General features: G+C 69.5%; 22 protein-coding genes and 1 tRNA gene. 11 read left to right on the forward strand and 12 right to left on the reverse strand.

From position 1 onward, the window contains the following. Position 1 precedes the first annotated feature (1 nt). Together AC4D2C_RS01890 and AC4D2C_RS01895 are read right to left on the reverse strand one after the other, a co-directional pair. A complete protein-coding gene (locus tag AC4D2C_RS01890) occupies positions 2-313 on the reverse strand; it encodes an AzlD domain-containing protein (RefSeq protein WP_490904904.1) in 312 nt (103 codons plus the stop codon). Beyond that, complete coding sequence (locus AC4D2C_RS01895) at positions 310-1,056, reverse strand: AzlC family ABC transporter permease (RefSeq protein ID WP_490911980.1); 747 nt, start codon at positions 1,054-1,056, stop codon at positions 310-312. Before AC4D2C_RS01895 ends, AC4D2C_RS01890 begins: the two co-directional genes overlap by 4 nt. A 97-nt stretch (positions 1,057-1,153) precedes the next feature. On the opposite strand from AC4D2C_RS01895, the gene AC4D2C_RS01900 reads away from it, so the two are divergent. Continuing rightward, positions 1,154-2,344 carry a zinc-dependent alcohol dehydrogenase gene (locus AC4D2C_RS01900; protein WP_490911982.1) on the forward strand — a complete coding sequence of 397 codons (1,191 nt, stop codon included), beginning with the start codon at positions 1,154-1,156 and terminating at the stop codon, positions 2,342-2,344. Positions 2,345-2,465: 121 nt separating this feature from the next. Here the strand turns inward: AC4D2C_RS01900 and AC4D2C_RS01905 are convergent, their stop codons facing one another. Next, the gene (locus AC4D2C_RS01905) at positions 2,466-4,298 is read right to left on the reverse strand and encodes a glycoside hydrolase family 15 protein (RefSeq protein ID WP_490913006.1); all 1,833 of its coding nucleotides are present in this window, start codon (positions 4,296-4,298) and stop codon (positions 2,466-2,468) included. Between the two features lie 21 nt (positions 4,299-4,319). Next, positions 4,320-5,186, reverse strand: a complete 867-nt coding sequence (locus AC4D2C_RS01910; protein WP_490911984.1) for a glycerophosphodiester phosphodiesterase — start codon at positions 5,184-5,186, stop codon at positions 4,320-4,322. 130 nt (positions 5,187-5,316) lie between these two features. Between AC4D2C_RS01910 and AC4D2C_RS01915 the strand changes: the two genes are divergently transcribed. Next, positions 5,317-6,564: a DUF445 domain-containing protein gene (locus AC4D2C_RS01915; RefSeq protein WP_490913008.1), complete on the forward strand. Its 1,248-nt coding sequence runs from the start codon at positions 5,317-5,319 to the stop codon at positions 6,562-6,564. Here the strand turns inward: AC4D2C_RS01915 and AC4D2C_RS01920 are convergent. Then, a complete protein-coding gene (locus AC4D2C_RS01920) occupies positions 6,561-7,349 on the reverse strand; it encodes a hypothetical protein (RefSeq protein ID WP_490911985.1) in 789 nt (262 codons plus the stop codon). The genes AC4D2C_RS01915 and AC4D2C_RS01920 overlap by 4 nt on opposite strands. Before the next feature lie 185 nt (positions 7,350-7,534). Continuing rightward, positions 7,535-7,804 (reverse strand): GlsB/YeaQ/YmgE family stress response membrane protein, encoded by a 270-nt coding sequence (locus tag AC4D2C_RS01925; protein ID WP_490904911.1) that lies wholly within the window; start codon positions 7,802-7,804, stop codon positions 7,535-7,537. 343 nt (positions 7,805-8,147) lie between these two features. On the opposite strand from AC4D2C_RS01925, the gene AC4D2C_RS01930 reads away from it, so the two are divergent. The 5 genes from AC4D2C_RS01930 to AC4D2C_RS01950 all read left to right on the forward strand — a co-directional run bounded on the left by AC4D2C_RS01930 (position 8,148) and on the right by AC4D2C_RS01950 (position 12,843). Further along, on the forward strand, positions 8,148-8,402 hold the full coding sequence (locus AC4D2C_RS01930) for a DUF6458 family protein (RefSeq protein ID WP_490911987.1): 255 nt from the start codon (positions 8,148-8,150) through the stop codon (positions 8,400-8,402). A 200-nt stretch (positions 8,403-8,602) separates the two neighbouring features. Continuing rightward, the gene (locus tag AC4D2C_RS01935; RefSeq protein ID WP_490913010.1) at positions 8,603-9,370 is read left to right on the forward strand and encodes a DeoR/GlpR family DNA-binding transcription regulator; all 768 of its coding nucleotides are present in this window, start codon (positions 8,603-8,605) and stop codon (positions 9,368-9,370) included. Then, positions 9,367-10,389, forward strand: coding sequence for a 1-phosphofructokinase family hexose kinase (locus AC4D2C_RS01940; RefSeq protein ID WP_490911989.1), 1,023 nt, complete (start codon positions 9,367-9,369; stop codon positions 10,387-10,389). The genes AC4D2C_RS01935 and AC4D2C_RS01940 overlap by 4 nt, the downstream gene beginning before the upstream one ends. After that, positions 10,389-12,512: a PTS fructose transporter subunit IIABC gene (locus AC4D2C_RS01945; RefSeq protein ID WP_490911990.1), complete on the forward strand. Its 2,124-nt coding sequence runs from the start codon at positions 10,389-10,391 to the stop codon at positions 12,510-12,512. The genes AC4D2C_RS01940 and AC4D2C_RS01945 overlap by 1 nt, the downstream gene beginning before the upstream one ends. A 52-nt stretch (positions 12,513-12,564) precedes the next feature. Beyond that, positions 12,565-12,843 (forward strand): HPr family phosphocarrier protein, encoded by a 279-nt coding sequence (locus tag AC4D2C_RS01950; protein ID WP_104181094.1) that lies wholly within the window; start codon positions 12,565-12,567, stop codon positions 12,841-12,843. Positions 12,844-13,170: 327 nt separating this feature from the next. On the opposite strand, the gene AC4D2C_RS01955 is transcribed toward AC4D2C_RS01950, so the two are convergent. The 5 genes from AC4D2C_RS01955 to AC4D2C_RS01975 form a co-directional block, all read right to left on the reverse strand. After that, entirely contained in the window at positions 13,171-13,893 is a 723-nt protein-coding gene (locus AC4D2C_RS01955) for a hypothetical protein (protein WP_490911992.1), read from the reverse strand. Continuing rightward, positions 13,890-14,624, reverse strand: coding sequence for a hypothetical protein (locus AC4D2C_RS01960; protein ID WP_490911994.1), 735 nt, complete (start codon positions 14,622-14,624; stop codon positions 13,890-13,892). The genes AC4D2C_RS01955 and AC4D2C_RS01960 overlap by 4 nt, the downstream gene beginning before the upstream one ends. Before the next feature lie 152 nt (positions 14,625-14,776). Continuing rightward, on the reverse strand, positions 14,777-15,037 hold the full coding sequence (locus AC4D2C_RS01965; RefSeq protein WP_490911996.1) for a hypothetical protein: 261 nt from the start codon (positions 15,035-15,037) through the stop codon (positions 14,777-14,779). A 226-nt stretch (positions 15,038-15,263) separates the two neighbouring features. Then, positions 15,264-16,538, reverse strand: a complete 1,275-nt coding sequence (locus tag AC4D2C_RS01970) for an endonuclease/exonuclease/phosphatase family protein (protein ID WP_490913011.1) — start codon at positions 16,536-16,538, stop codon at positions 15,264-15,266. 37 nt (positions 16,539-16,575) lie between these two features. Beyond that, on the reverse strand, positions 16,576-17,220 hold the full coding sequence (locus tag AC4D2C_RS01975; protein WP_490911997.1) for a hypothetical protein: 645 nt from the start codon (positions 17,218-17,220) through the stop codon (positions 16,576-16,578). A 198-nt stretch (positions 17,221-17,418) separates the two neighbouring features. Between AC4D2C_RS01975 and AC4D2C_RS01980 the strand changes: the two genes are divergently transcribed. Next, positions 17,419-18,174 (forward strand): ZIP family metal transporter, encoded by a 756-nt coding sequence (locus AC4D2C_RS01980; protein WP_490911999.1) that lies wholly within the window; start codon positions 17,419-17,421, stop codon positions 18,172-18,174. A gap of 42 nt (positions 18,175-18,216) precedes the next feature. On the opposite strand, the gene AC4D2C_RS01985 is transcribed toward AC4D2C_RS01980, so the two are convergent. Beyond that, positions 18,217-18,293: transfer RNA gene (locus AC4D2C_RS01985), tRNA-Lys, on the reverse strand. Between the two features lie 146 nt (positions 18,294-18,439). On the opposite strand from AC4D2C_RS01985, the gene AC4D2C_RS01990 reads away from it, so the two are divergent. The 3 genes from AC4D2C_RS01990 (at position 18,440) to AC4D2C_RS02000 (ending at position 20,940) form a co-directional block, all read left to right on the forward strand. Then, entirely contained in the window at positions 18,440-19,087 is a 648-nt protein-coding gene (locus AC4D2C_RS01990) for a hypothetical protein (protein ID WP_334208404.1), read from the forward strand. A gap of 224 nt (positions 19,088-19,311) precedes the next feature. Continuing rightward, a complete protein-coding gene (locus tag AC4D2C_RS01995; protein WP_490912001.1) occupies positions 19,312-19,929 on the forward strand; it encodes a DUF47 domain-containing protein in 618 nt (205 codons plus the stop codon). Further along, the gene (locus AC4D2C_RS02000) at positions 19,930-20,940 is read left to right on the forward strand and encodes an inorganic phosphate transporter (protein ID WP_490912003.1); all 1,011 of its coding nucleotides are present in this window, start codon (positions 19,930-19,932) and stop codon (positions 20,938-20,940) included.

Raw genomic sequence — 20,940 nt, forward strand, 5'->3', positions numbered from 1 at the left:
CCTAAGCCGCCCCCAGCAGCCTCGCCAGGCCGGCGGCGAGCGCACCCACGGCGACGACGGCGAGGAACGGCGCCCGCAGCCACAGCGCGACGCCGGCGGCCACCAGGGCGACCACGCGGGCATCGACCACGAGCTGCTGACCCGACGCGAACGCATTGACGGCTGTCAGCGCGGCCAGCAGGCCGATGGTCAGGGACCCCGCGACGCGCAGCATCCGCGGGTTGTCGAGCAGCTTCGCGGGCACCAGGTAACCGGCGAACTTCGTGGCGACCGATACCGCGCATGCCAGCAGGATCCACCCCCACAGGTTCATGCGTCTCCCCGCGGCGAGCGGGCAGGGCGGTCGGGGCCGGAAGGGTACGGCTCGACGTCGGGCTCCAGCCCTTCGGTGGCGGGCCCGAGACCCGCGAGCCCGAGGACTGCGGCCACGACGGCCGCGATGAGGATCGGGACTCCCGCGGGCACGAGCGGGACGGCGATGAGCGTCACCACGGCGCAGACGACGGCGATCGCGGCCGGTTCCTTCGTGCGGACCCGGGGCCAGAGCAGCCCGAGGAACGCGGCGACCGCGGCGCCGTCGAGCCCCCAGCGGGCGGGGTCGCCCATGGCGTTGCCCGCGAGCGCGCCGACGAGCGTGAAGAGGTTCCACAGCACGAACACGCCGATGCCGGCGGCCCAGAACCCGCGGCGCTGCTCGTCCGGGTCGGTCTGGCCCGTGGCCGTGGCCACGGACTCGTCGATGGTGAGGTGCGCGGCCGGCAGCTTCCGCCACCGGGTGGGGCGCAGCAGCACGTTGACCTGCATCCCGTAGACGCCGTTGCGGATGCCGAGCAGGGCGGCGGCGGACATCGCCGAGAACCCGCTCCCACCGCCGGCGACGACGCCGATGAATGCGAACTGGGATCCGCCGCTGAACAGGAGCAGGCTGAGCGCCACGGTCTGCAGCAGATCGAGGCCGGCGGCGACGGACAGCGCGCCGAACGAGAGCCCGTAGAGACCGGTCGCCACGGCAACCGAGAGGGCCACACGGACCGCCGGGGATTGGAGAAGCACCACCGGACAAGGCTAGGCGAGGCTGTCCTCGGCTTCCTATCTGTGACGAACCGGTGAATAGTAGGAAAGGAAAGCCTACTTACTACCCAGGGAGCAACACATGAAGGCAGTGACATGGCAGGGCAAGCGCAACATCAGCGTGGAGAACGTCCCCGACCCCACCATCCAGGAGCCGAGCGACGCGATCGTCCGCATCACGTCGACCGCCATCTGCGGTTCCGACCTGCACCTCTACGAGGTCCTCGGCCCCTACATGCACAAGGGTGACATCCTCGGGCACGAGCCCATGGGCATCGTCGAGGAGGTCGGCGCGGGCGTGACCAACCTGAAGGTCGGCGACCGCGTCGTCGTGCCGTTCAACATCTCCTGCGGGTACTGCTTCATGTGCACCCGCGGGCTGCAGTCCCAGTGCGAGACCACCCAGGTGCACGAGAAGGGGTCCGGCGCGTCACTCTTCGGCTTCTCCGAGCTGTACGGCTCCGTGCCCGGCGGGCAGGCCGAGTACCTGCGCGTGCCCTTCGCCGACTACGGGCCCGTCAAGGTCGGCACGGACCTGCCCGACGAGCGCTACCTCTACCTCTCGGACATCCTGCCCACGGCCTGGCAGGGCGTGCAGTACGCGGACGTCCCGGAGGGCGGCGTCCTCGCGGTCTACGGCCTCGGCCCCGTGGGCCAGTTCGCCGCGCGCATCGGTAAGTACCTCGGCCACCGGGTGATCGCCGTCGAACCCGTCCCCGAGCGCCGCGCCATGGCCAAGCGCCACGGCATCGAGACCATCGACTTCACGAAGAACACCGCCGAGGAGCTCCGCAGCATGACCAACGGCCGCGGGCCGGACGCGATCGTGGACGCCGTCGGCATGGAGGCGCACGGTTCCCCCGTCGGCGCCTTCGCGCAGAACGCCGTCGGCATCCTCCCGGACAAGGTCGCCCAGAAGGTCATGGAGACCGGCGGCAGCGACCGCGTGGCGGTCCTCCACTCGGCGATGGACGCCGTCCGTCGCGGCGGCACGGTCTCCCTCAGCGGCGTGTACGGGGGATCAGCGACGCCCATGCCCCTGATGAGCATGTTCGACAAGCAGGTCCAGTTCCGCATGGGCCAGTGCAACGTGCGCCGCTGGACCGACGAGCTGCTGCCGATCGTCGAGGAGCCCTCGGACCCGCTGGGCGTCACGGACCTCATGACGCACGAGGTCTCGATCGACGAGGCCCCGGCCGCCTACAGGAACTTCCAGAAGAAGACGGACGGCACCATCAAGGTGGTCCTGAAGCCGCAGGGCGTCACGGTCTAGCAGCAGCAACAGCCCCGGGACGACGGCGGGAGCCCGGCCACGCGGCCGGGCTCCCGGTGCGTCCGGCCGCGGTGACCGGCGGCTGCCACTCCCGCTACTCCCGCTACTCCCGCTACTCCCGCTACTCCCGCGCGATCAACTCGTGCGTAGTCGCCTCGCCGCGGGCCACCTGCAGCGCATCGGCAGCACGCACGAGGGCGAGGTGCGAGAAGGCCTGCGGGAAGTTGCCCGCCATGCGCCCGTTCTCGGCGTCGTACTCCTCCGAGAGCAGTCCCAGCTCGTTGGAATACCCGACGAGCTGGTCCATGAGGCGTGTCGCATCGTCGAGCCGGCCGCCGTGCGCGTACTGCTCCACGAGCCAGAAGGAGCACGCGAGGAACGGGTGCTCGCCGGGTTCCAGGCCGTCGTCGGACTCGCCCGTCCGGTACCGCAGCAGCAGGCCCTGGGGATTCAGCAGATGCTGCTCGATCCGCTCGACGGTGCCCAGCATCATCGGGTCGTCGTAGTCGAGGAAACCCACCTGCGGGAGCTGCAGCAGGGAGGCGTCGACCTCCGTGCCGTCGTAGACCTGCGTGAACGAGTTGAGTTCCCGATCGAACCCGTGCTCGAGGATCTCGGTGCGCAGCCCGTCCCGCAGGCCGATCCAGTGGTCCAGCGGCCCCGGGAGGCCGTGGTCCCGCACGGCGCGGACGGCGCAGTCGAACGCCGCCCACATCATGACGCGGGAGTGCGTGAAGTACTGCAGGTCGCCACGCATCTCCCAGATGCCGTGGTCCCGGTCGTCCAGGTGCTTCTCCGCGAAGCCCAGCAGGGCCCGCTGGAGCGGCCAGGAGAAGCTGTCCTCGGTGACGCCGTGGCCGCGCAGCTTCTCCAGAGCCACCATGACCTCGCCGACCACGTCCGCCTGGTACTGATCCACCGCGCCGTTGCCGACGCGCACGGGTACCGAGTCGGCGTAGCCCGGCAGATGGCCGAGCTCGCGTTCCGGCAGGTGGCGTTCCCCGGCGAGCCCGTACATGATCTGCAGGTCCTCGGGGTCACCCGCGACCGCCCGCAGCAGCCAGTTCCGCCACTCCAGTGCCTCCTCGGCGAAGCCGTGCGTCATCATCGCCTCGAGCGTCAGTGCGGCGTCGCGCAGCCAGCAGAACCGGTAGTCCCAGTTGCGTGCGCCGCCGAACTGCTCGGGCAGGGACGTCGTGGGAGCCGCGACGATCCCGCCTGTGTCCTCGTGGGTGAGCGCCCGCAGCACGAGCAGCGAGCGCCGCACGGCGTCGGTGTGCCAGCCGTCGTCGACACAGTTGGAGGCCCAGGCGCGCCAGTAGCTGATGGTGGAGTCGAGGGCGTCGTCGACGTCGAGCGGGGCAGGGGTGTCGCGGTGCGACGGGTACCAGAGCATCTCAAGGTCGACGACGGCGCCCTCCCTCACCTCGAAGGTGCCTTCGTGGCGGTGGTCCGTGGCCCGCAGCCGGGGTCCGCGCAGCGCCAGCGCGTCCGGTCCCGCGATGGCGAGGAGCGTCGGTACGCCGTCCTGCGTACCCTGGGTGACCCACGGGACCACGTCGCCGTAGCCGAACCGGATCTCCAGCTCCTGATGGATGGTGACCGTGCCCCGCAGGCCCTGGATGCGGCGCACCACGTTCGCGCGGCGGTCGGTGACCGGCATGAAGTCCGTGACGAGCACCTCACCGTCGGCGGTCCTCCAGTGGGTCTGGAGGACGAAGGTCGAGTCGATGTAGCTGCGGTCCACCACCTCGGCCGTCGGGTCCACGGGTGCGACGACCCACCGGCCGTGCCCCGGCGTACCCAGCAGGGCCGCGAACACCGAGTCGGAGTCGAAGCGGGGGAAGCAGAGCCAGTCCACGCTGCCGCGTCGTGAGACCAGTGCACCGGTATGGAGGTCGGAGAGGAGCGCGTAATCCTCGATGGGCGATTGCATCTCTCCACTCAACCACAGCGGCCCGGGGAGTTCGTGCGCCTACTGCCTGTTGCCCTCGAGCGCGAGTCGGATGCGCGCCGGATAGTCGGAGGTCATCTCCTGGACGCCGAGGTCCGCGAGGAACAGGGCGTCCTCCTCGGAGTTCACCGTCCAGGCCCGCACACGCATGCCCTCCTGGATCCACCGCCGCACCCGCTCCGGGTGGTCACGCACGTACTCGACGCCGGGGCCCGCGACGCCCACCTCATGCGCGTCGATCAGCTCCTCGCCCTCCTTCAGCGCGCGCTGCAGCACGGCGATCAGCGCACCCTCGACGATCGAACCGAAGCGCAGCGCATCACGGACCTCCTGGGGTTCGACGTCCGCGACCAGCTGGCAGAGCATGTGGTGCGGGGCCGACTCCGCGAGCTGCCGCATGGAGTCGGGGTTGAAGCTCATGAAGCTGATCTCGATGCCGCCGAGCATCGAGGTCTCCGGGTCCCATCCCTCGTCCATGAGGAAGGCGATCAGGGCATCCTCCAGGCGCAGCCCGAAAGGGCTCGGGTGCTTCAGCTCGATGGCGAGGCGGATCGGGCGTCCGGCATCGTGCAGCAGGTCCAGCAGGTCGGCGAGGGTGAGGAACTGCTCGTCCGCGCCGCCGAAGGCGGACGGGATGCCCACGCCCTTCCAGGCGGCGATGTCGAGCATCCGCAGCTCGGCCACGGTGTGGTCCGCGACGTCGCCGGATCCGTTCGTGGTGCGGTCCAGCGTGGTGTCGTGGATGCAGACCAGCTGCCCGTCCCGGCTGAGGTGTACGTCGCACTCCACACCGTCGACGCCGTCCGTGAGGGCCTGGAGGTAGGCGGCGCGCGTGTGCTCGGCGTAGGTGCCGCTGCTGCCGCGGTGGGCGAAGATCACAGGGGGCACGGGCGATGCCTTTCCGTCGTGGGTGGTGTGCCTATCACGGTACGTGAACCCACCAGCCGCGTTCCATCGGGCCACCGCGCTCCTCCGAGGCGGACGGCGGCCTCGCTAGACTCGGAGCGTGAATGCTCAGATGACCGGTGCCGACGCCGAGCGGGCCGACGCCCTCCGCCGCATGAAACTGCTGGCAACAGGGCTGCTCGCGGTGATGGCCGCCATCTTCCTGGTGGCCTTCGCCCTGCAGGACACGTACCCGTGGCTCGAATACGTGCGGGCTGCCGCCGAGGGCGGCATGGTGGGCGCCCTCGCGGACTGGTTCGCCGTCACGGCCCTCTTCAAGCATCCGATGGGGCTGAGGATCCCGCACACCGCGATCATCCCGCGCAAGAAGGACCAGATCGGGGAGTCGCTCGGACAGTTCGTGGAGGAGAACTTCCTGTCCGAGGACGTGGTCCGCGCGAAGCTCGACTCCGCGCGGATCGCCCAGAAGGCGGGTGCCTGGCTCGAGAAGCCCGAGAGCGCGGACCGCGTCGCCGTCGAGGGTGCGGCCCTGATCCGCGGCATGTTCACCGTGCTCAACGACGACGCCGTCCAGGGCGTGATCGAGTCCATGGTCCGCAAGCACCTGCTCGAGCCGCCGTGGGGCCCGCCGATCGGCAGCATCGCCGAGCGCGTCTTCGCCGAAGGGCACCACCACCGGCTCGTGGACCTCCTCGTGGACCGTGCAGGCGACTGGGTGGACGCCAACTACGCGGTGGTCACGCGCGTGGTGGCGCAGCGCTCCCCCACCTGGGTGCCGCGCCTCGTCGACGGCGTTGTCGGGGACCGCGTACATGCCGAACTGTCGAAGTTCATCCGTGCCGTGCAGGACGATCCGCGGCACGACGTGCGCCTCGCCATCGACAAGTACCTCCGGGACCTCGCACAGGACCTCCAGCACAAGCCCGAGACGATCGCGAAGGCGGAGGAGATCAAGGGGCAACTGCTCGACGACCCGCGCGTCCGCGACCTCACCGCCCGCACCTGGGCCACCATCAAGAACGCCCTGCTCGAAGCCGTCAACGACCCGGAGAGCGAACTGACGTCCAAGTTCAAGACCGCCGTCCGTGACTTCGGCTCCCGCCTGACGAGCGACGCCGAGCTGGCCGGGAAGGTGAACCGCTGGATCGCCGACGGCGCCTCGTACGCGGTGCGCACCTATCGCAGCGAGATCGCCGGGGTCATCTCCGAGACCGTGGGCCGCTGGGACGCCGAGGAGACGTCCCGCAAGATCGAACTGCAGATCGGCAAGGACCTGCAGTTCATCAGGATCAACGGCACCGTGGTCGGCTCGCTGGCCGGCCTGGTGATCTTCGCGCTCGCGAACGCGATCTTCGGCTAGGCCCGCTTCTGCCGCGACCCGGGATCGGGAAGCTGCAGCACCTCGGCCAGCTCGCCGGGGATGGTCTGCGGCAACGGACCGAACGCCTCACGCGTGGTCTTGATGACGCCCTTGCCCATGAGGTGGTTGCCGGTGCCGCCGATCACCGCGCCGGCCCCGAACGGCAGGGCTCGCCCGAGCATGAAACCACCCTGCTTGGCCAGGATCTTCTTGAGGAAGCGCCGCTGGATGGATCCGGTGACGGTCTTCACGAGCGAGCTCGGCGCCGACTTGTTCACGAGCTGTCCCCAGTACTGGGGCGCACCCTGCCCGGCGGAAGCGCCGAGGATGGAGCGGATCAGGGCGGTGCCCTCCTCGCCCATGAGGATGGCCATCACCATGGCGCGGGACCGCTCGGGGTCCTCGGTGTTGACACCGTGCAGCTCGGCGATGGATTCGGCGTACAGCGCCGTGGCCTCGAGGAACCCGACCGTCGCGGCGGCGGAGAGCCCGAGGGACGCCACGGTGCCGACGGCGGGGACGGCAGCGGTGGCGCCGACGGCGGCACCCGCCAGCGTCGTCGCGCGCAGGTAGTCGCGCTCGAGCAGACGCGCGAGCTCGGCGGGGGAGGCTCCCGGACTGCTGCGGCGCAGGCGGTTCAGGTTGGAGAGGATCAGCGGCCGCTGCACGTCGAGAGCCCGTTCGATGCCGCGGAGGATGGCGGGCTTCGGGTTGCCGTCCTTGTCGAACAGCGTCCCATTGGCAGCCTTGACGGCTGGATTCTCCTTGTTTCGGCCAAACATCATGGTCCTTCCGCAGGTGGATCGGCATGCCCCTGGCAACGAGTCTAGGTGTGGCGTGCCGCGTCGGGTGAGGGTTCTGCTGGTGGCGCATCGCCCCGGGAGATCGATGGAACAGGAAAGGGCGCCACCGTGGTCGGTGACGCCCTCCATCGGCTGTTCCCCCAAGGTTCAGCCGGCACTGCGGAAAATCAGACGCGCGAGCCCTTGCGGCCGGTGATGAGGCCGTAGATGAAGAGGACGATCAGTGCGCCGATGACGGCGAACAGGATGGACATCAGCGAGAACGTGCCGCCGAGGTCGACGCCGAGGATGCTTCCGCCGATGAAGCCGCCCAGGAAGGCGCCGACGACGCCGAGCAGCATGGTGACGATGATCCCGCCGCCCTGCTTACCGGGCATGATCAGCTTGGCGAGGGCGCCGGCGATAAGGCCGAGGATGAGGAATCCGATGAAGCTCATGTGGTGCTCCTTGAGTGATGAGGCACCCATCCGGGGACGGGATGCTGTCGAGTAATACGGTGCATCGAAGTGCAACTGGCTGCAACTGTACTTCATCAGCATGCTTAGGGTGCAATCCTAGCACCGCACTAATCCTGCTTAGCAAGGCGTCGCGGTGAATCTTTCCCGAACTGTTGCGACACGATCCGACCCGGCGCGCTGCCGGTACAGCCGCGGTTTTGCAACGAATCAGCCGTATGATGAGCGCAAGCGGGCCGCCCCGGGAGTAAGCGGCGAAGACAGTGAAACCGCTGGGGAATTCTCTCGAATCTGCCACCTAAGCCACACCGGAGGAATATTTCAAATGCGTATCGGTTCATCGATCTTTCTTATTGCACTGGGTGCAATTCTTGCTTTCGCCATTCAGATGCAGGTCAGCTTCGTGGACATCACGCTCGTCGGCTACATCCTGATGGCCGTCGGCGTGATCGGCCTCATCGCCTCCCTGCTGCTGGCCGCGCCGCGCCGACAGAACCGGGTGTCGGAGTCGCGATCCCTCGTCGATCCCGCCACCGGGGAGACCGTCACGCGCCGCGAGACGCACGACACGGGCCTCTAGCACCACGCACAGCACCAGGCACAGCACCAGCTGAATCGACCGAAGGGCCGGAGCCACGCTCCGGCCCTTCGGCATCTGCGGTTGTTTTTGATCGTTCCCCTTTTGTGCTTGACGTCACACCCAAAGCGGGGCTAGAGTCACTCAAACAAAGATAAAGCCACATGCTGCGGCCCCCCGCAGCAGCAGACGACGGAGTCGCCATGTTCGCGGAAGAGCGTTACCGGCAGATCAGCAGCCTCGTCTCTGCCGATGGCCGCGTCACGGTGGCAGGCCTCTCGTCCCGCTTCGGCATCACCAAGGAGACCGTCCGCCGGGACCTCGCACTGCTCGAGAACGACGGCGTGCTGCGCCGGGTACACGGAGGCGCGATCGCCGGCAGCGGCGCCACCACCCACGAACCGAGCCTCATCAGCCGCTCGGGACAGCATTCCCCGGAGAAGATGCGCATCGCCGAGGCCGCACTCGCCCTCGCCCCCGAGACCGGGGCCGTGGTCCTCGACGCCGGCAGCACCACGGGCGGCCTGGCCGACCTGCTCGTCGACGAGGCACGACCGGGGCTCGCCGTGGTGACCCACTCCGTCCCCATCGCGGCGCTCGTCTCCGGTGCGGGCCTGAGCGTCGAACTCGTGGGCGGTCGGGTGCGGGCCCTCACGAGCGCGGCCGTGGGAAGCAGCACCGTGGCGAACTTCGCCCGCCTGCGCGCCGACATCGCCTTCATCGGCGCCAATGGCATCAGCGCGGGCTTCGGCCTCAGCACGCCCGACGTCGACGAGGCAGCGGTGAAGACCGCCATCGTCCGCTCGGCCCGCCGCGTGGTGCTCCTCGCCGACGCGTCCAAGTTCGACGAAGAAACCCTGATCAGCTTCGCCCCCCTGGAGGAGATCGATGCACTCATCACCGACCGCGCACCGCGCAACGCCCTCGCAGCTGCCCTCGCCGACGCCGATGTGGAGGTGATCGTGGCATGATCCTGACCCTCACCGCGAACCCCAGCATCGATCGCACCGTCGCCATCGGCGCGCCGCTCGCCCGCGGGGCCGTGCAGCGTGCCACGCACGTGGTGCAGGAGGCGGGCGGCAAGGGCGTGAACGTCAGTCGCGCACTCGTCATGTCCGGCACCCGCACCCTCGCCGTCCTCCCGGGCGACGACGACGACCCCGTGCTCACAGGCCTGCGCTCCGTCTCCGTCCCGTTCCGCAACCTGCCGATCGGCGCGGCCCTCCGCATCAATACGGCCATCACCGAACCCGACGGCACCACGACGAAGATCAACGAGCCCGGCCCCGAGCTCTCCGCGGAGCACCTCGAGGACCTCCTCGCCGTCGTCGTCGCCGAGAGTGACGGCGCGGACTGGCTGGTCCTCGCCGGATCCCTGCCCCCGGGGATCCCCCCGACGTTCTACACCCGCGTCACCGCGGCCGTCCGTGCCACCTACGGAGCAGCCGCGCCGCGCGTGGCGATAGACTCCTCCGGCGAACCCCTCATCGAGGCGGCCGCCGGCGTCCCGGCGCCGGACCTGCTGAAACCCAATGCCGAAGAACTCAGCGAACTCACCGGCATCGGTACCGGCGACGAGCTGGAGCAGGACTTCGAACTGGCCGCCAAGGCCTGCGCGGTGCTCATCACCGCGGGGGTCGGAGCGGTTCTGGCGACCCTTGGTTCCAAGGGCGCCCTGCTCGTGACGAACGCGGGGGCCTGGCATGCCGTGCACCCGCCCGTCACGGCGCGCTCCACGGTCGGCGCGGGAGACTCCGCGCTGGCCGGCTACCTGCTGGCGCACAGTGCAGGCGAACTCCCCGAGAACTGCCTGCGCCAGGCCGTCGCCCACGGATCGGCAGCCGCCGCCCTACCCGGCTCCACCGTTCCTTCCCTCGACCAGACGACGCCCGGCGTCGTCGTGGTCACCCCCCTCATGGTCACGCTGCCCGTGATCGAACCGAGCGCTACGGGGCCCGCCGCAGGGTCCCTCGCACAGGAGGAAGTCTGATGTCCGATCTCATCACTCCGGAGCTTGTGACTCTGGACAAGGACCTGGGGACCGAAAGGTCCTCGGTGATCCGCTACCTCGCGGAACAGGTCGCCGCGCAGGGCCGCTCCACGGAGGTCGACGGCCTGTACGCCGACGCCCTCGCCCGTGAGAACAAGACCTCGACGGGTGTTCCCGGAGGCATAGCCATCCCGCACTGCCGCTCCACGGCGGTCTCCGAAGCCACCCTCGCCATGGCCCGCCTCGCGCCGCCCGTGGACTTCGGTGCGAAGGACGGCCCGGCGGACCTCGTCTTCTTCATCGCAGCACCCGACGGAGCCGACCAGGAGCACCTCAAGCTGCTGTCGAAGCTCGCGCGATCGCTGATCAAGAAGGATTTCACCGCCTCCCTGCGCGCCGCCCGGACGCCGGCCGACGTCGTCGCCCTCGTCAACGGCGCGCTGGGCCTCGGAGACGCCCCGACGACGGCGCCGGAACCAGCCGGCGCCGGAGCCCACGCCGCCGGTGCCGCCGGTGCCGCCGGGACTGCCGGCGCCGGGACACGTGCCAGCGAGGCCGCCGCGACGCTCGGCACCTCACCTGGCGGGACCGACACCACCGGACCCGCCGTCGAGCACGGCCCGTCCACGGACACCAAGGTGCGGCGCCTCGTCGCCGTCACCGCCTGCCCCACCGGGATCGCCCACACGTACATGGCGGCCGACTCCCTGGTCGCGGCAGCCCAGGAGCGCGGGATCGACCTCCAGGTCGAGACGCAGGGCTCCTCCGGCGCCACTCCCCTGGACCCGGCCGTGATCGCGGCGGCCGACGCCGTCATCTTCGCCGTCGACGTCGACGTCCGCGACAAGCAGCGCTTCGCGGGTCTCCCCGTCATCAGCGCGCCCGTCAAGCGCGGCATCGACGAGCCGGGTGAGATGGTCGAGGAGGCGGTCGCCGCCGCGCAGAACCCCAACGCCCGCAGGGTCGCCGGCACCGCCGGCGGCGAGCAGACGGACGACGACGGCGGCCGGGACGGCATCGGCAGCACCCTCAAGCGCGCGCTCCTCACCGGCGTCAGCTACATGATCCCGTTCGTCGCAGGCGGCGGCCTCCTGATCGCCCTCGGCTTCCTGCTCGGCGGGTACCTCATCACCGAGACCGCCGATACCGTGGTCCTCGAGAACAGCCTCGTGAACCTGCCGGCCGGAGGGCTCGGTGAGTACCTCGGGGCCGTGGCCTTCAAGATCGGCCAGTTGTCGCTCGGCTTCCTGGTTCCCGCCCTCGCCGGCTACATCGCGTACGCGCTGGCCGACCGGCCGGGCATCGCACCCGGCTTCGTCGCCGGCGCCGTCGCGGGGTTCATGGGCGCGGGCTTCCTCGGCGGTATCGTCGGCGGCCTGCTCGCCGGGTACGTCGCCATGATGATCGGTCGACTCTCGGTGCCGCGCTGGCTGCGGAGCCTCATGCCCGTGGTGATCATCCCGCTCGTGGCGTCCATCGTGGCGTCAGGTCTGATGTTCCTCGTCCTCGGCGGCCCCATCGCCGCGATCACCGTGGGGCTCAACGACTGGCTGTCCGGCCTGACCGGCACGGCGGCCGTGGGACTCGGCGCCATCCTCGGCTTCATGATGGCCATCGACCTCGGCGGACCCGTCAACAAGGTCGCCTACTCCTTCGCCGTCGCCGGCCTCGGCGCCGGGTCACTCGACAATCCCGCCCCCCTGCAGATCATGGCCGCGGTGATGGCGGCCGGCATGGTTCCGCCGCTCGCCATGGCCCTGGCCACCCTGATCGACCGCAACCGCTTCACCCAGCCCGAGCGCGAGAACGGCAAGGCCGCCTGGCTGCTGGGCGCGGCCTTCATCTCCGAGGGCGCCATCCCGTTCGCGGCAGCGGATCCGCTGCGCGTCATCCCGGCGTCCATCCTGGGCTCCGCGGTCACCGGCGCGATCGTCATGGGGACCGGCGTCACCTCGCAGGCCCCCCACGGCGGACTCTTCGTCTTCTTCGCCATCGGGAACTTCGTGATGTTCCTGGTCGCGATCCTGGTGGGGACGGTCATCTCGGCACTCACCGTCATCGCCCTGAAGCGGTACGCCACCAGCAAGAAGAAGACCGCCGTCGCCGAGCCGGTTGCAGCCTGACCCCCGGTCCGGTTGGCTGTACCTGAACCCATCCACGAACAAGGAGCACATCATGGCAGAACGCAAGGCAACCGTCGCGAGTCGCGTGGGACTGCACGCCCGTCCGGCCTCCATCTTCGCGGAGGCCGCCGGTGAACTCCCCCTCGAGGTCACCATCGCCATGGACGGCGAGCCCGCCGAGGAGGCGATGGACGCCTCGAGCATCCTGTCCCTCATGAGTCTCGGCGCCTCGCACGGCGACGTGATCGTGCTGCGTGCCGAGGGCGACGGCGCCGAGGACGCACTCGAAGCGCTGGCACGCATCATCGAGACGGACCACGACGCCGAGTAGCTCCGGCCGGGCCACTCCAGGAAAGGGCGCCATCCCCGCGAGTTCGCGGCGGGTGGCGCCCTTCGGCGTCCGGGGGCCGGTGCTGTCCGGTGCTGTCCGAGTGCTGTCCGAGTGCTGTCCGAGTGCTTAAGAACAAATAGGTGGGTCCACCCGTTCTAATGGACACACCTATCTGCCGGGTAACAATCCGCTGACCCCCCACGGAAAGCGGCAGTTACATAATCATTATTTTTACACACGATCATGAAACCGTGAATGCACGGAGGACACGATTGTGTCTCGTTTATTACGTAGGGCAAGTATCCGGACCGAGGGAGGTGCGGACGCCTAGGCGAGCCGGTTCGCGCCCGTCCGGCGCCTCCTGCCGAGGATGTGACTGAGCCAGATCAGGCACAGTCCCAGCACGGTGAGCAGGATGGCCGAGAACGGCAGGAGGTAGTCCCAGGCCATCAGGTCGACGGCGGTCAGCCGCAGCAGCACGAACACCACCACGAGCAAGAAGCCGCCGGCGAGGAGTGCGCACGCCACGCGGTGGATGGTGCGGGCCCGTCGATCGACCGCCGAGGCGATCGCGGGGATCACCAGGCAACCGGCCACGTAGCCGGGATAGAGGCGGCCCACCGTGGCGTACTGCTGAACCGTGTCCTGGTCCGCGAACGCGATCAGGGCTGTGGAACTGCCGGGCAGCTCGCTGGCCACGAAGAAGTACAGCGTCGCCGCGACGGTCACCGCGAGGACCGCGACGCCGAAGGGCCCGACGATGAGCCGGCGGGCGAGGGGGGAATCGAAGGCCGCCGCCATGCGGATGCCGAGCAGCACGAACACGGTGTACAGGGTGAGCCGGAGGATCAGGTTCGCGAGATTGACCGCTCCGAGGAGACCGTCGACGGCCTCGTAGATCGGCACGATCGACAGGCCGACGGCGAGGGTCAGCAGCACCAGGGCGATGAAGACCGTCCGCCCGTGCCCCCTCCGCGCGCCGGGGACCCGCACCGCCGCGCCGAGAGCACACAGTCCGAGCGCGAGCCACTGGATGGTCGTGGTGGTCATCCGAGGTTCTCCCACATCGCGCGATCCTTGCCGTCGTCGAGCTCCGCCCGCCGGAGTTGCTTGCCGAGCACGTCCAGCCGGTCCCGTGCGAGGAAGACGAGGTCCAGATCGCTGAGGGCGCACAGTGCCCGGGCGCGGCCGTCCTCGGGCCACCCGCCCTCCGCCTGGGTGAGCAGCCCCGTCACCACGAGGCCGCTGGTCAGTGACACCCCCGCGAGGCGTGCGGCCTGCACCGCGATCTCCGGGGCGAGGCGGCCCGCCGTGAGCTGCGCGGAGAGGTTCTGCCGGGCCACGCCGGTGCTCAACGCGAGCTGCTGACGGAGGTCCCCGGGATCGATCGCCTCGATCCACGCGCGGACCGAACTGCGGTGCGGGAACGGCGCGAGACGCAGCTGGACATCGGTGCAGGGGGGCTCGCTGTCCTCACTGCGGGCCACGAGGAGGCGCAGGATGTCGGTGTGCGAGACCTGGCTGACGAGTTCGGCGTCCGTGGGCAGCGTGGTGCCGCGCTCAAGATCCTCGAAGCCCTCGAACAGGGCGAGCGCGCCGACGGGCGGCTGGTCGTACCCGCGGGCGACAGCGACGATGGTGGGGACCGACACCTTGCCGCGGACCAGCTGCTGGGCGAGGGTGGACCGTTTGATGCCGGCGATCCTGCAGAGATCGGCCAGCGTGTCCTGCGGAGCGATTCGGGAACGCCACAGCTGAAAAGCTTTGGCTGTGACGGCCATCATCACCTTTCGATTGGACTTTTCGGGCTCGCGTAGAAGTATACTGAGGTTGCTGGCTCCGATTTCTGCGATTCCCCCATACGCAGAACTCGGAGCCAGCTCCAATTAAGCCGGTGATCACCGGCAGCCGGACGACCGGTATCGGAAAGTGCCTACCAGCGCACTTTCTTCTCCTTCTTTCCCTGCTTGCTGCTCTCGTGCGCCGCCTTGACATGCGCGGCCCCTGAGGCGGCCGTCGGATTGGCTGCGTGATTCTTCTTCGCGAGCGCGAGTTGTGCACGCGGGTCGTCCTGAAGCCTGCGGCCCTGCGGCTGCTTCGGCGGTGTGCCGTTCTGGACCGCGTTCTCAGCGGGCTGGTTCCCTGCAGGCTGCGGGCCGGGCTGGGACTGCTTCTTCTGGGACGTGCTGGTCATGGTGTTCCTTTCTGGTGGCTGCGCCCACGGAACGTGCCCGACCGGGCACTACGACGCGCGGGAAGACCTGCGACGGGAGTGCCGGGAAGGATCGGACAGCTTCAGCAGGCGCCCTTGGAGAATGTCATCGACAAGTGGCGCTGAGCACGGCGAAAGCCGGCTCGCTTACTGAAACAGGATCGTCCTCATGACTCGACCGTACACCCGGGCCCCCGGCCCGACAAGGTCAGCGTTGCCGGGCGCCGTTCAGGATGACGTCGACGTGGACCAGCCTGTGGTCGCTGGTGGGGAAGGGGAAGATCCCCGTCAGCTCGGAACCCGGCGTGCCTGCTCGAGGCCAGAACACGCCGGAGCCGGTCACCTTCAGGTTGCGGGACGGCAGCACGTAGTCGACGCGGAGGTTCCCCCCGATCCTGTCCTCGAAGTCGGCGGTGTCGTATGCCGGATCGCCGTCGTGGTCGGCATTCGCGCCCCCTTGCAGGGCGGATGCCTCGACGGCGCCCTGCGACGCAGGCAGGGGATCCTGGACGAGCCGGTTCTCCAGCAGCCGTCCGATCGAGCCCGGTAGGGAATCCCCGTCGAGCGGGTCGCTGTTCTGGTCGCCCATCACGACGAAGCGTTCGCCGCGGCGGAGGCCGCCTGACCCGCCGTCGTCGTCGTAGATGTAGGAGGCCCCGGCTCCACCCGTGACGTAGTCCGACCAGAAGCGGATCTCGTCGCTGTTGCGCCGACCGTTGCGGTCCTCGGGGCCGTCGAAGACGGGAGGAGTGGGATGGCTGGCAAGGACGTGGACCGTCCGGCCGCCGATGCTCACGGGGACGTCCCAGTGGGATTTGCTGGAGAGCGGCAGGATGGCGAGCTCGTCCTCGGAGTACCAGTCGTCCCGCATGCCCGTGGCGGGATTGGCGGGCAGGAGTGCGCCTGGCATGTCCTTCCACAGGAAGTTCCGGAACGTCCGCACCGACTCCGTCTCGATGGGGTACCTGGAGTAGATGACCATCCCGTACTGGCCCTCGAACGCGCCGAAGCCGAGGGCGTCGTCCGGCCCGCCGACGCTGCCGTCGTTGTTCAGGTCGAACCCGCTGGGGACCCCCGTGTTGGACGGCGCGGTGTAGACGTACGGGTAGTCCAGGGGCGCCTTGCCGTTCTGGCTGACGCGGAGGTAGTTCTCGTTGAACAGGTCGGCGGCCCGGTTACCCGGGACGTAGTCGAACTCGTTGAGGAGGACGACGTCGGGTTGGTTGATCTGGATCACCTCGGCGATGGCCCGGGCCTGGGCGTTGCCCGGGGTGCCGAGGTCGCGGACCAGTTCGCCCGGTGCGAGCCTGTTGAGGCTCGCGTTGTAGGTCGCGAAGCGGACCTCCTGCCGGTTCCCCGACCTGCTGTCGAGGGCCGCGCTCCGGGAGTCGCCGGGAGGTTCCGCCAGGGCGGTCGGCGCGGCGGTGACGAGCAGGGAAGCGGCCAGCAGGCCTGCACAGCAGTGCGTCAGGACGCGCACGATGACCCTCCCCCAGTTGTTCGTTTCGGTAACTTAAAGCCTAGTCGTGGAAGGTTCCGTGGAACCGAATGGAAGGTAACGATTCAGGGTCAAGGGATGCCCGATGTCGTGCCGGGTGGTTCTTGCCGTCAGCGACGAGCTCATGTTCGGCGGCGCGGAACGCCTCCTCCAGCCGGTGGACCGCCGCTGCGTAGCGGTCCAGGTCGGGGGCGGCGCCGTCGTCGCGCGCGGCGTCGGCCGCACGCAGGGCGCGGACCACCGGCCTCCCCACGGGGTGGCGGGGATCGTGCATGGCCGGGAAGCTGATCGCCCTGGCAGGGTCGAGGTCGTACTCAGCCCAGCGTCGGACCACCTCGGCGTGGCGCCGTCGCAGCTCCGCCGAGGCCGCCGTGCGTGCGGCCTCGGCGGCCTCGACGCTCCGCCGGTCGTGGCGGCGCCACGTCCACGCGGCCACCGCACCCGCCGATACGAGGCCCACCACCAGGACTGCTCCCCCACCGCCGAGCGACCCGCCGACGATGCCCGCCGCCGCGAGGACGACCGTCCCGCCGAAGCCGACCCAGAAATAGTCGTCGGCCGCACCGCCCCGGCGCGAGACCGCATCGAGACGCCAGCCGGTCAGGGCTGCGGCCACCGCCATCACGGCACATGCGGCCAGGCTTCCGGTCAGGGCGACGGCGTCCATGGGCAACCTCTCTGCTCGGCCGCGTCACGCCCTCCGGCGCACGCGGCACCCAGTTCCTCCTACCAGTGCAGACGAGCCGGGGCGGCTAGTCAATCCCCGGCCCGGCCGGGATCCACTCCGTTACCCGGACGTGTCGTATGACAGGCTTGGCCACATTTTCCGTCGTCGCGCCGCGGGGCGCGGGAACAGGAGCGACCGGTGCCACTGTGGCTGCAAGCATTCGCCTGGGGCGCCGTTGCGGGCGGCGCGCTGCTCATCGGGTGCGCCATCGCCTGGAAGTGGAAGGTACCGCCGCGCACCGTGTCCTTCGTGATGGCGTTCGGAGCCGGCGTGCTCATCTCGGCCCTCTCCTTCGAACTCGTCGCCGAGGCCCAGGAGACCGGAGGGCTCGTCCCCACGGCTCTCGGCTTCCTCGTCGGAGCGGTGACCTACGTGGGCGCCAACGCCGCCCTCGCGCGAAGGGGCGCGCAGCACCGCAAGCGCTCCGGCGGGCAGCAGCCCTCGGAGTCCGACACCGCCGGCAGCGGCAACGCGATCGCCCTCGGGGCGCTGCTCGACGGCGTCCCGGAGTCCGTCGTCCTGGGACTCGGACTCGTGGCGGGAGGCTCCGTGAACCCTGCCGTGCTGGTGGCGATCTTCATCTCCAACGTGCCCGAAGGGCTGTCGAGTACCGCGGGCATGAAGATCGCAGGGCGGAGCTCGCGCTACGTGTTCGGGCTCTGGGGCGGGATCGCGCTGGTGTCCGGACTGGCCGCGCTCGTGGGGTACGCGCTACTGGACGGGGCCTCGGGCGTCACGGTCGCCTTCATCACGGCGATCGCCGCGGGCGCCATCCTCGCCATGGTCGCCGACACCATGATCCCCGAGGCCTTCGAGAAGCAGCGCATGCTGACCGGGCTCATCGCCGCCCTCGGCTTCCTCACGGCCTTCGTGGTCCACGAGGTGTCGGGGTAGCCCGGGAACGGGAAAGGACCCCGGGAGTCCCGGGGTCCTTCCTGGTGGGCCCTGTGGGGCTCGAACCCACGACCCACGGATTAAAAGTCCGTTGCTCTAGCCAACTGAGCTAAGGGCCCGCCACACCGCCCTGTCCGGAGCATCCGAGGAGGATCCGCCGGCGCGGAGCGATGACCCGCCTACTTTATCGCAATCGCTCCCGCTCCGAGGACTGCCTCCGCACCCCTCCTTCCGGCCCGAATTTCCGCAGGAGTATCCTCGTTCCATGGACGGCGACTACACCAACAAGAGCCCAAGGCCCCACAAGCCGAAGCCCTTCGCTCCGGCTGACTTCGAGGTCTTCGCCGGCGGGGTGGACCCCTCGCGGGTCTCGGAGGCCGCCCACATGGCGGCGCACGCCCTCGTGCACCACGGGCGCGACACCGACGATCCGGACGTCACGCGCCGCCTCGTCGAGCTCGCCGACCAGCAGGGGCTCGAGGCCATCGCGGAGATGTGGGCGGAGAGCCCGGCGCGGTCCCTGCCCGGGGCCCTGTGGCGTCTGTACGCGCTGCGGGCCGCCACGCAGCAGAACCCCGAGCGGATAGCCGCCTACTTCGCATCGGGCAAGGAAGTGGCTCAGGTGTCGAAGGTCGTGGCCGGCGTCGCCGAACCCCCGGGCGCCACCGAGATGACCACGATGGCCAACACCATCCTCTCCGGGGCCTTCGAGGGCGACTTCGACGTGGCTCTCGAACGCTTCGCCGCCTTCTGCCGCGTCGTCGCGCTCGGGCAGGCCAATCACGCCGACGACGCCGAGCTCGCCAACGGCCCCCATGCCTCGAAGCTGACGCGCAATTCGCACCAGCTCATCAAGACCGCGGAGGACCTCGAGCACGCCGCAGCGTCGTGGCGGCGCGGGGAGCTCGACTGATCCGTCCGCTCGGGCCTCCGAGAGCCCGTGTTGACAGCGGCTCCGGGGAGGGCAAGACTTAAGACGGCGTCGGACCGTGGAACCCCCGGGCTTCAACACTCAGCCGCTTCGAGCGGCCTTCCGCCGAGAGGCGCTCCCGGTTCGGCGCCACTACTTTGCCCTCCGGCACCCAGCGCCTTCGCGGCCTGCTTGCTGATACGTCCATATGCTGCGAGGAAGACTCCGTGAAATTACGCCTCTTCCCGCATGAGAACGCTGGGCTCGAGCTGCTCTCCCGCATGGCGCAGCAGCTCGTCCTGGGCGTCGGGACGATGTCCGCCATCCTCGGCGCCTCCACCCAGGAGTACGACCGCCTCTCCGAGGAACTGCACCAGCACGAATCGGTCTCGACGGACCTGCACTTCGCGCTCCTGACGTCCATGCGGACGTCCTTCATCAACCCCCTGCCCCGCGAGGACCTCTACGCGCTGTCCCGTCTACTCAATGAGGCCATCGAGAAGCTCGACGGCGCGGGAGAGCTCATCGCGCTGTACAAGCTGAACAAGCTCAGCCGGCGGGCGGCCGACCAGCTCGAGGTCATCAACCGGCAGGCCGAGCTGACCGCGACCGCCATGCAGCGGCTCAACTCCATGGAGGATCTCGAGGAGTACTGGATCGAGATCCTGCGCCTGGCACGGCGTGCCGAGCGCACCCATCGCAGCTGGTGCGCGGAGCTCCTGAACGACCACAAGCCGCTCGTGTACGCGCGGCACCGTGACGTGGCGAACCAGCTCGTCGACGTCACCAAGGACATCCGGCGGGTAGCCACCCAGGTGGGCAGCATCCTCGTCAAGGAATCGTAGGTGGAGCCCTTCCTCCTCGGCACGGTGATCATCGCCGCGGGCGGTTTCGCGTTCCTCAACGGTTTCCACGACGTCTCCAACTCCGTCGCCACCGCGGTCCGGACGCGCGCCCTCACCCCGACCATCGCCGTCCTGCTCGCTGCACTGTTCAACCTCGTCGGTGCACTGCTCAGCACCTCGCTGGCCCTCTTCTTCACGGACGCCGGCTTCGGGCTTCCCTCCGGCACCACCGGGCTCGGCATCCTCCTCGCGGCGTTGCTGGCGGCCGGTGCCTGGGGTGTGTTCACCTGGTACCGCGGCAAGCCGTCGTCGTCCACCCATGCCCTGCTCGGCGGGGTCCTCGGCGCCGGCGGGGCGTCCCTCCTGACCGACGGGCCGGCGATGAGCGGTGCGGGCGAGGCGCTCCTGCTGCAGATCGTGCTGCCCCTCCTGCTCTCCCCGATCGTCGCCTACCTGCTGGCCTACGCCGCGGTGTTCCCGGCCACCTGGTTGCTGCGGCACCGCTCGCCCGGGGGCGTGAACCGGGGCAACCGGATGGCGCAGTCCGTCCTGGCCGGGGCGTTCGCCCTCGGGCACGGGCTCCAGGACGGGCAGCGGACCATGGCGATCATCCTGCTGGCACTGGTCGGATCCGGCTACGCGACGGGCTCGGACATGCCGCTGTGGGTGCAGGTGTTCGCCGCCGTCCTCCTGAGCACGGGGTCGCTCCTCGGCGGGTGGCGCATCACGCACACCCTCGGTCACCGGTTGGTGCACATCGACCCGCTGCGCGGCATGACGGCCCAGGGGGTGAGCTCGGCGATGCTGTTCATCGGTGCCATCTCGCTGCACTTCCCGCTCTCGAGCACGCACACCATGACCTCGGCGATCGTCGGGGCCGGCGCGAACCAGCGCTTCTCCTCCGTCCAGCGGCCGCAGGTGGCGCGCATCCTGGCCGTCTGGCTCGGAACGGCACCGGTGACGGCCCTGCTGGGCGCCGTCTTCCTCCTGGCCCTGAGCCCGCTGCTGTAG

It is taken from the genome of Arthrobacter sp. TJ-240, from assembly GCF_058269195.1.

Excerpts from the sequence above, each read along its gene's own strand:
- AC4D2C_RS01960 (WP_490911994.1), bottom strand. The coding sequence starts at position 14,624 with ATGGCCGTCACAGCCAAAGCTTTTCAGCTGTGGCGTTCCCGAATCGCT.
- AC4D2C_RS01950 (WP_104181094.1), top strand. The coding sequence starts at position 12,565 with ATGGCAGAACGCAAGGCAACCGTCGCGAGTCGCGTGGGACTGCACGCC.
- AC4D2C_RS01915 (WP_490913008.1), top strand. The coding sequence starts at position 5,317 with ATGACCGGTGCCGACGCCGAGCGGGCCGACGCCCTCCGCCGCATGAAA.
- AC4D2C_RS01925 (WP_490904911.1), bottom strand. The coding sequence starts at position 7,804 with ATGAGCTTCATCGGATTCCTCATCCTCGGCCTTATCGCCGGCGCCCTC.
- AC4D2C_RS01930 (WP_490911987.1), top strand. The coding sequence starts at position 8,148 with ATGCGTATCGGTTCATCGATCTTTCTTATTGCACTGGGTGCAATTCTT.
- AC4D2C_RS01945 (WP_490911990.1), top strand. The coding sequence starts at position 10,389 with ATGTCCGATCTCATCACTCCGGAGCTTGTGACTCTGGACAAGGACCTG.
- AC4D2C_RS01935 (WP_490913010.1), top strand. The coding sequence starts at position 8,603 with ATGTTCGCGGAAGAGCGTTACCGGCAGATCAGCAGCCTCGTCTCTGCC.
- AC4D2C_RS01940 (WP_490911989.1), top strand. The coding sequence starts at position 9,367 with ATGATCCTGACCCTCACCGCGAACCCCAGCATCGATCGCACCGTCGCC.
- AC4D2C_RS01975 (WP_490911997.1), bottom strand. The coding sequence starts at position 17,220 with ATGGACGCCGTCGCCCTGACCGGAAGCCTGGCCGCATGTGCCGTGATG.
- AC4D2C_RS01900 (WP_490911982.1), top strand. The coding sequence starts at position 1,154 with ATGAAGGCAGTGACATGGCAGGGCAAGCGCAACATCAGCGTGGAGAAC.
- AC4D2C_RS01955 (WP_490911992.1), bottom strand. The coding sequence starts at position 13,893 with ATGACCACCACGACCATCCAGTGGCTCGCGCTCGGACTGTGTGCTCTC.
- AC4D2C_RS01890 (WP_490904904.1), bottom strand. The coding sequence starts at position 313 with ATGAACCTGTGGGGGTGGATCCTGCTGGCATGCGCGGTATCGGTCGCC.
- AC4D2C_RS01920 (WP_490911985.1), bottom strand. The coding sequence starts at position 7,349 with ATGATGTTTGGCCGAAACAAGGAGAATCCAGCCGTCAAGGCTGCCAAT.
- AC4D2C_RS01990 (WP_334208404.1), top strand. The coding sequence starts at position 18,440 with ATGGACGGCGACTACACCAACAAGAGCCCAAGGCCCCACAAGCCGAAG.
- AC4D2C_RS01965 (WP_490911996.1), bottom strand. The coding sequence starts at position 15,037 with ATGACCAGCACGTCCCAGAAGAAGCAGTCCCAGCCCGGCCCGCAGCCT.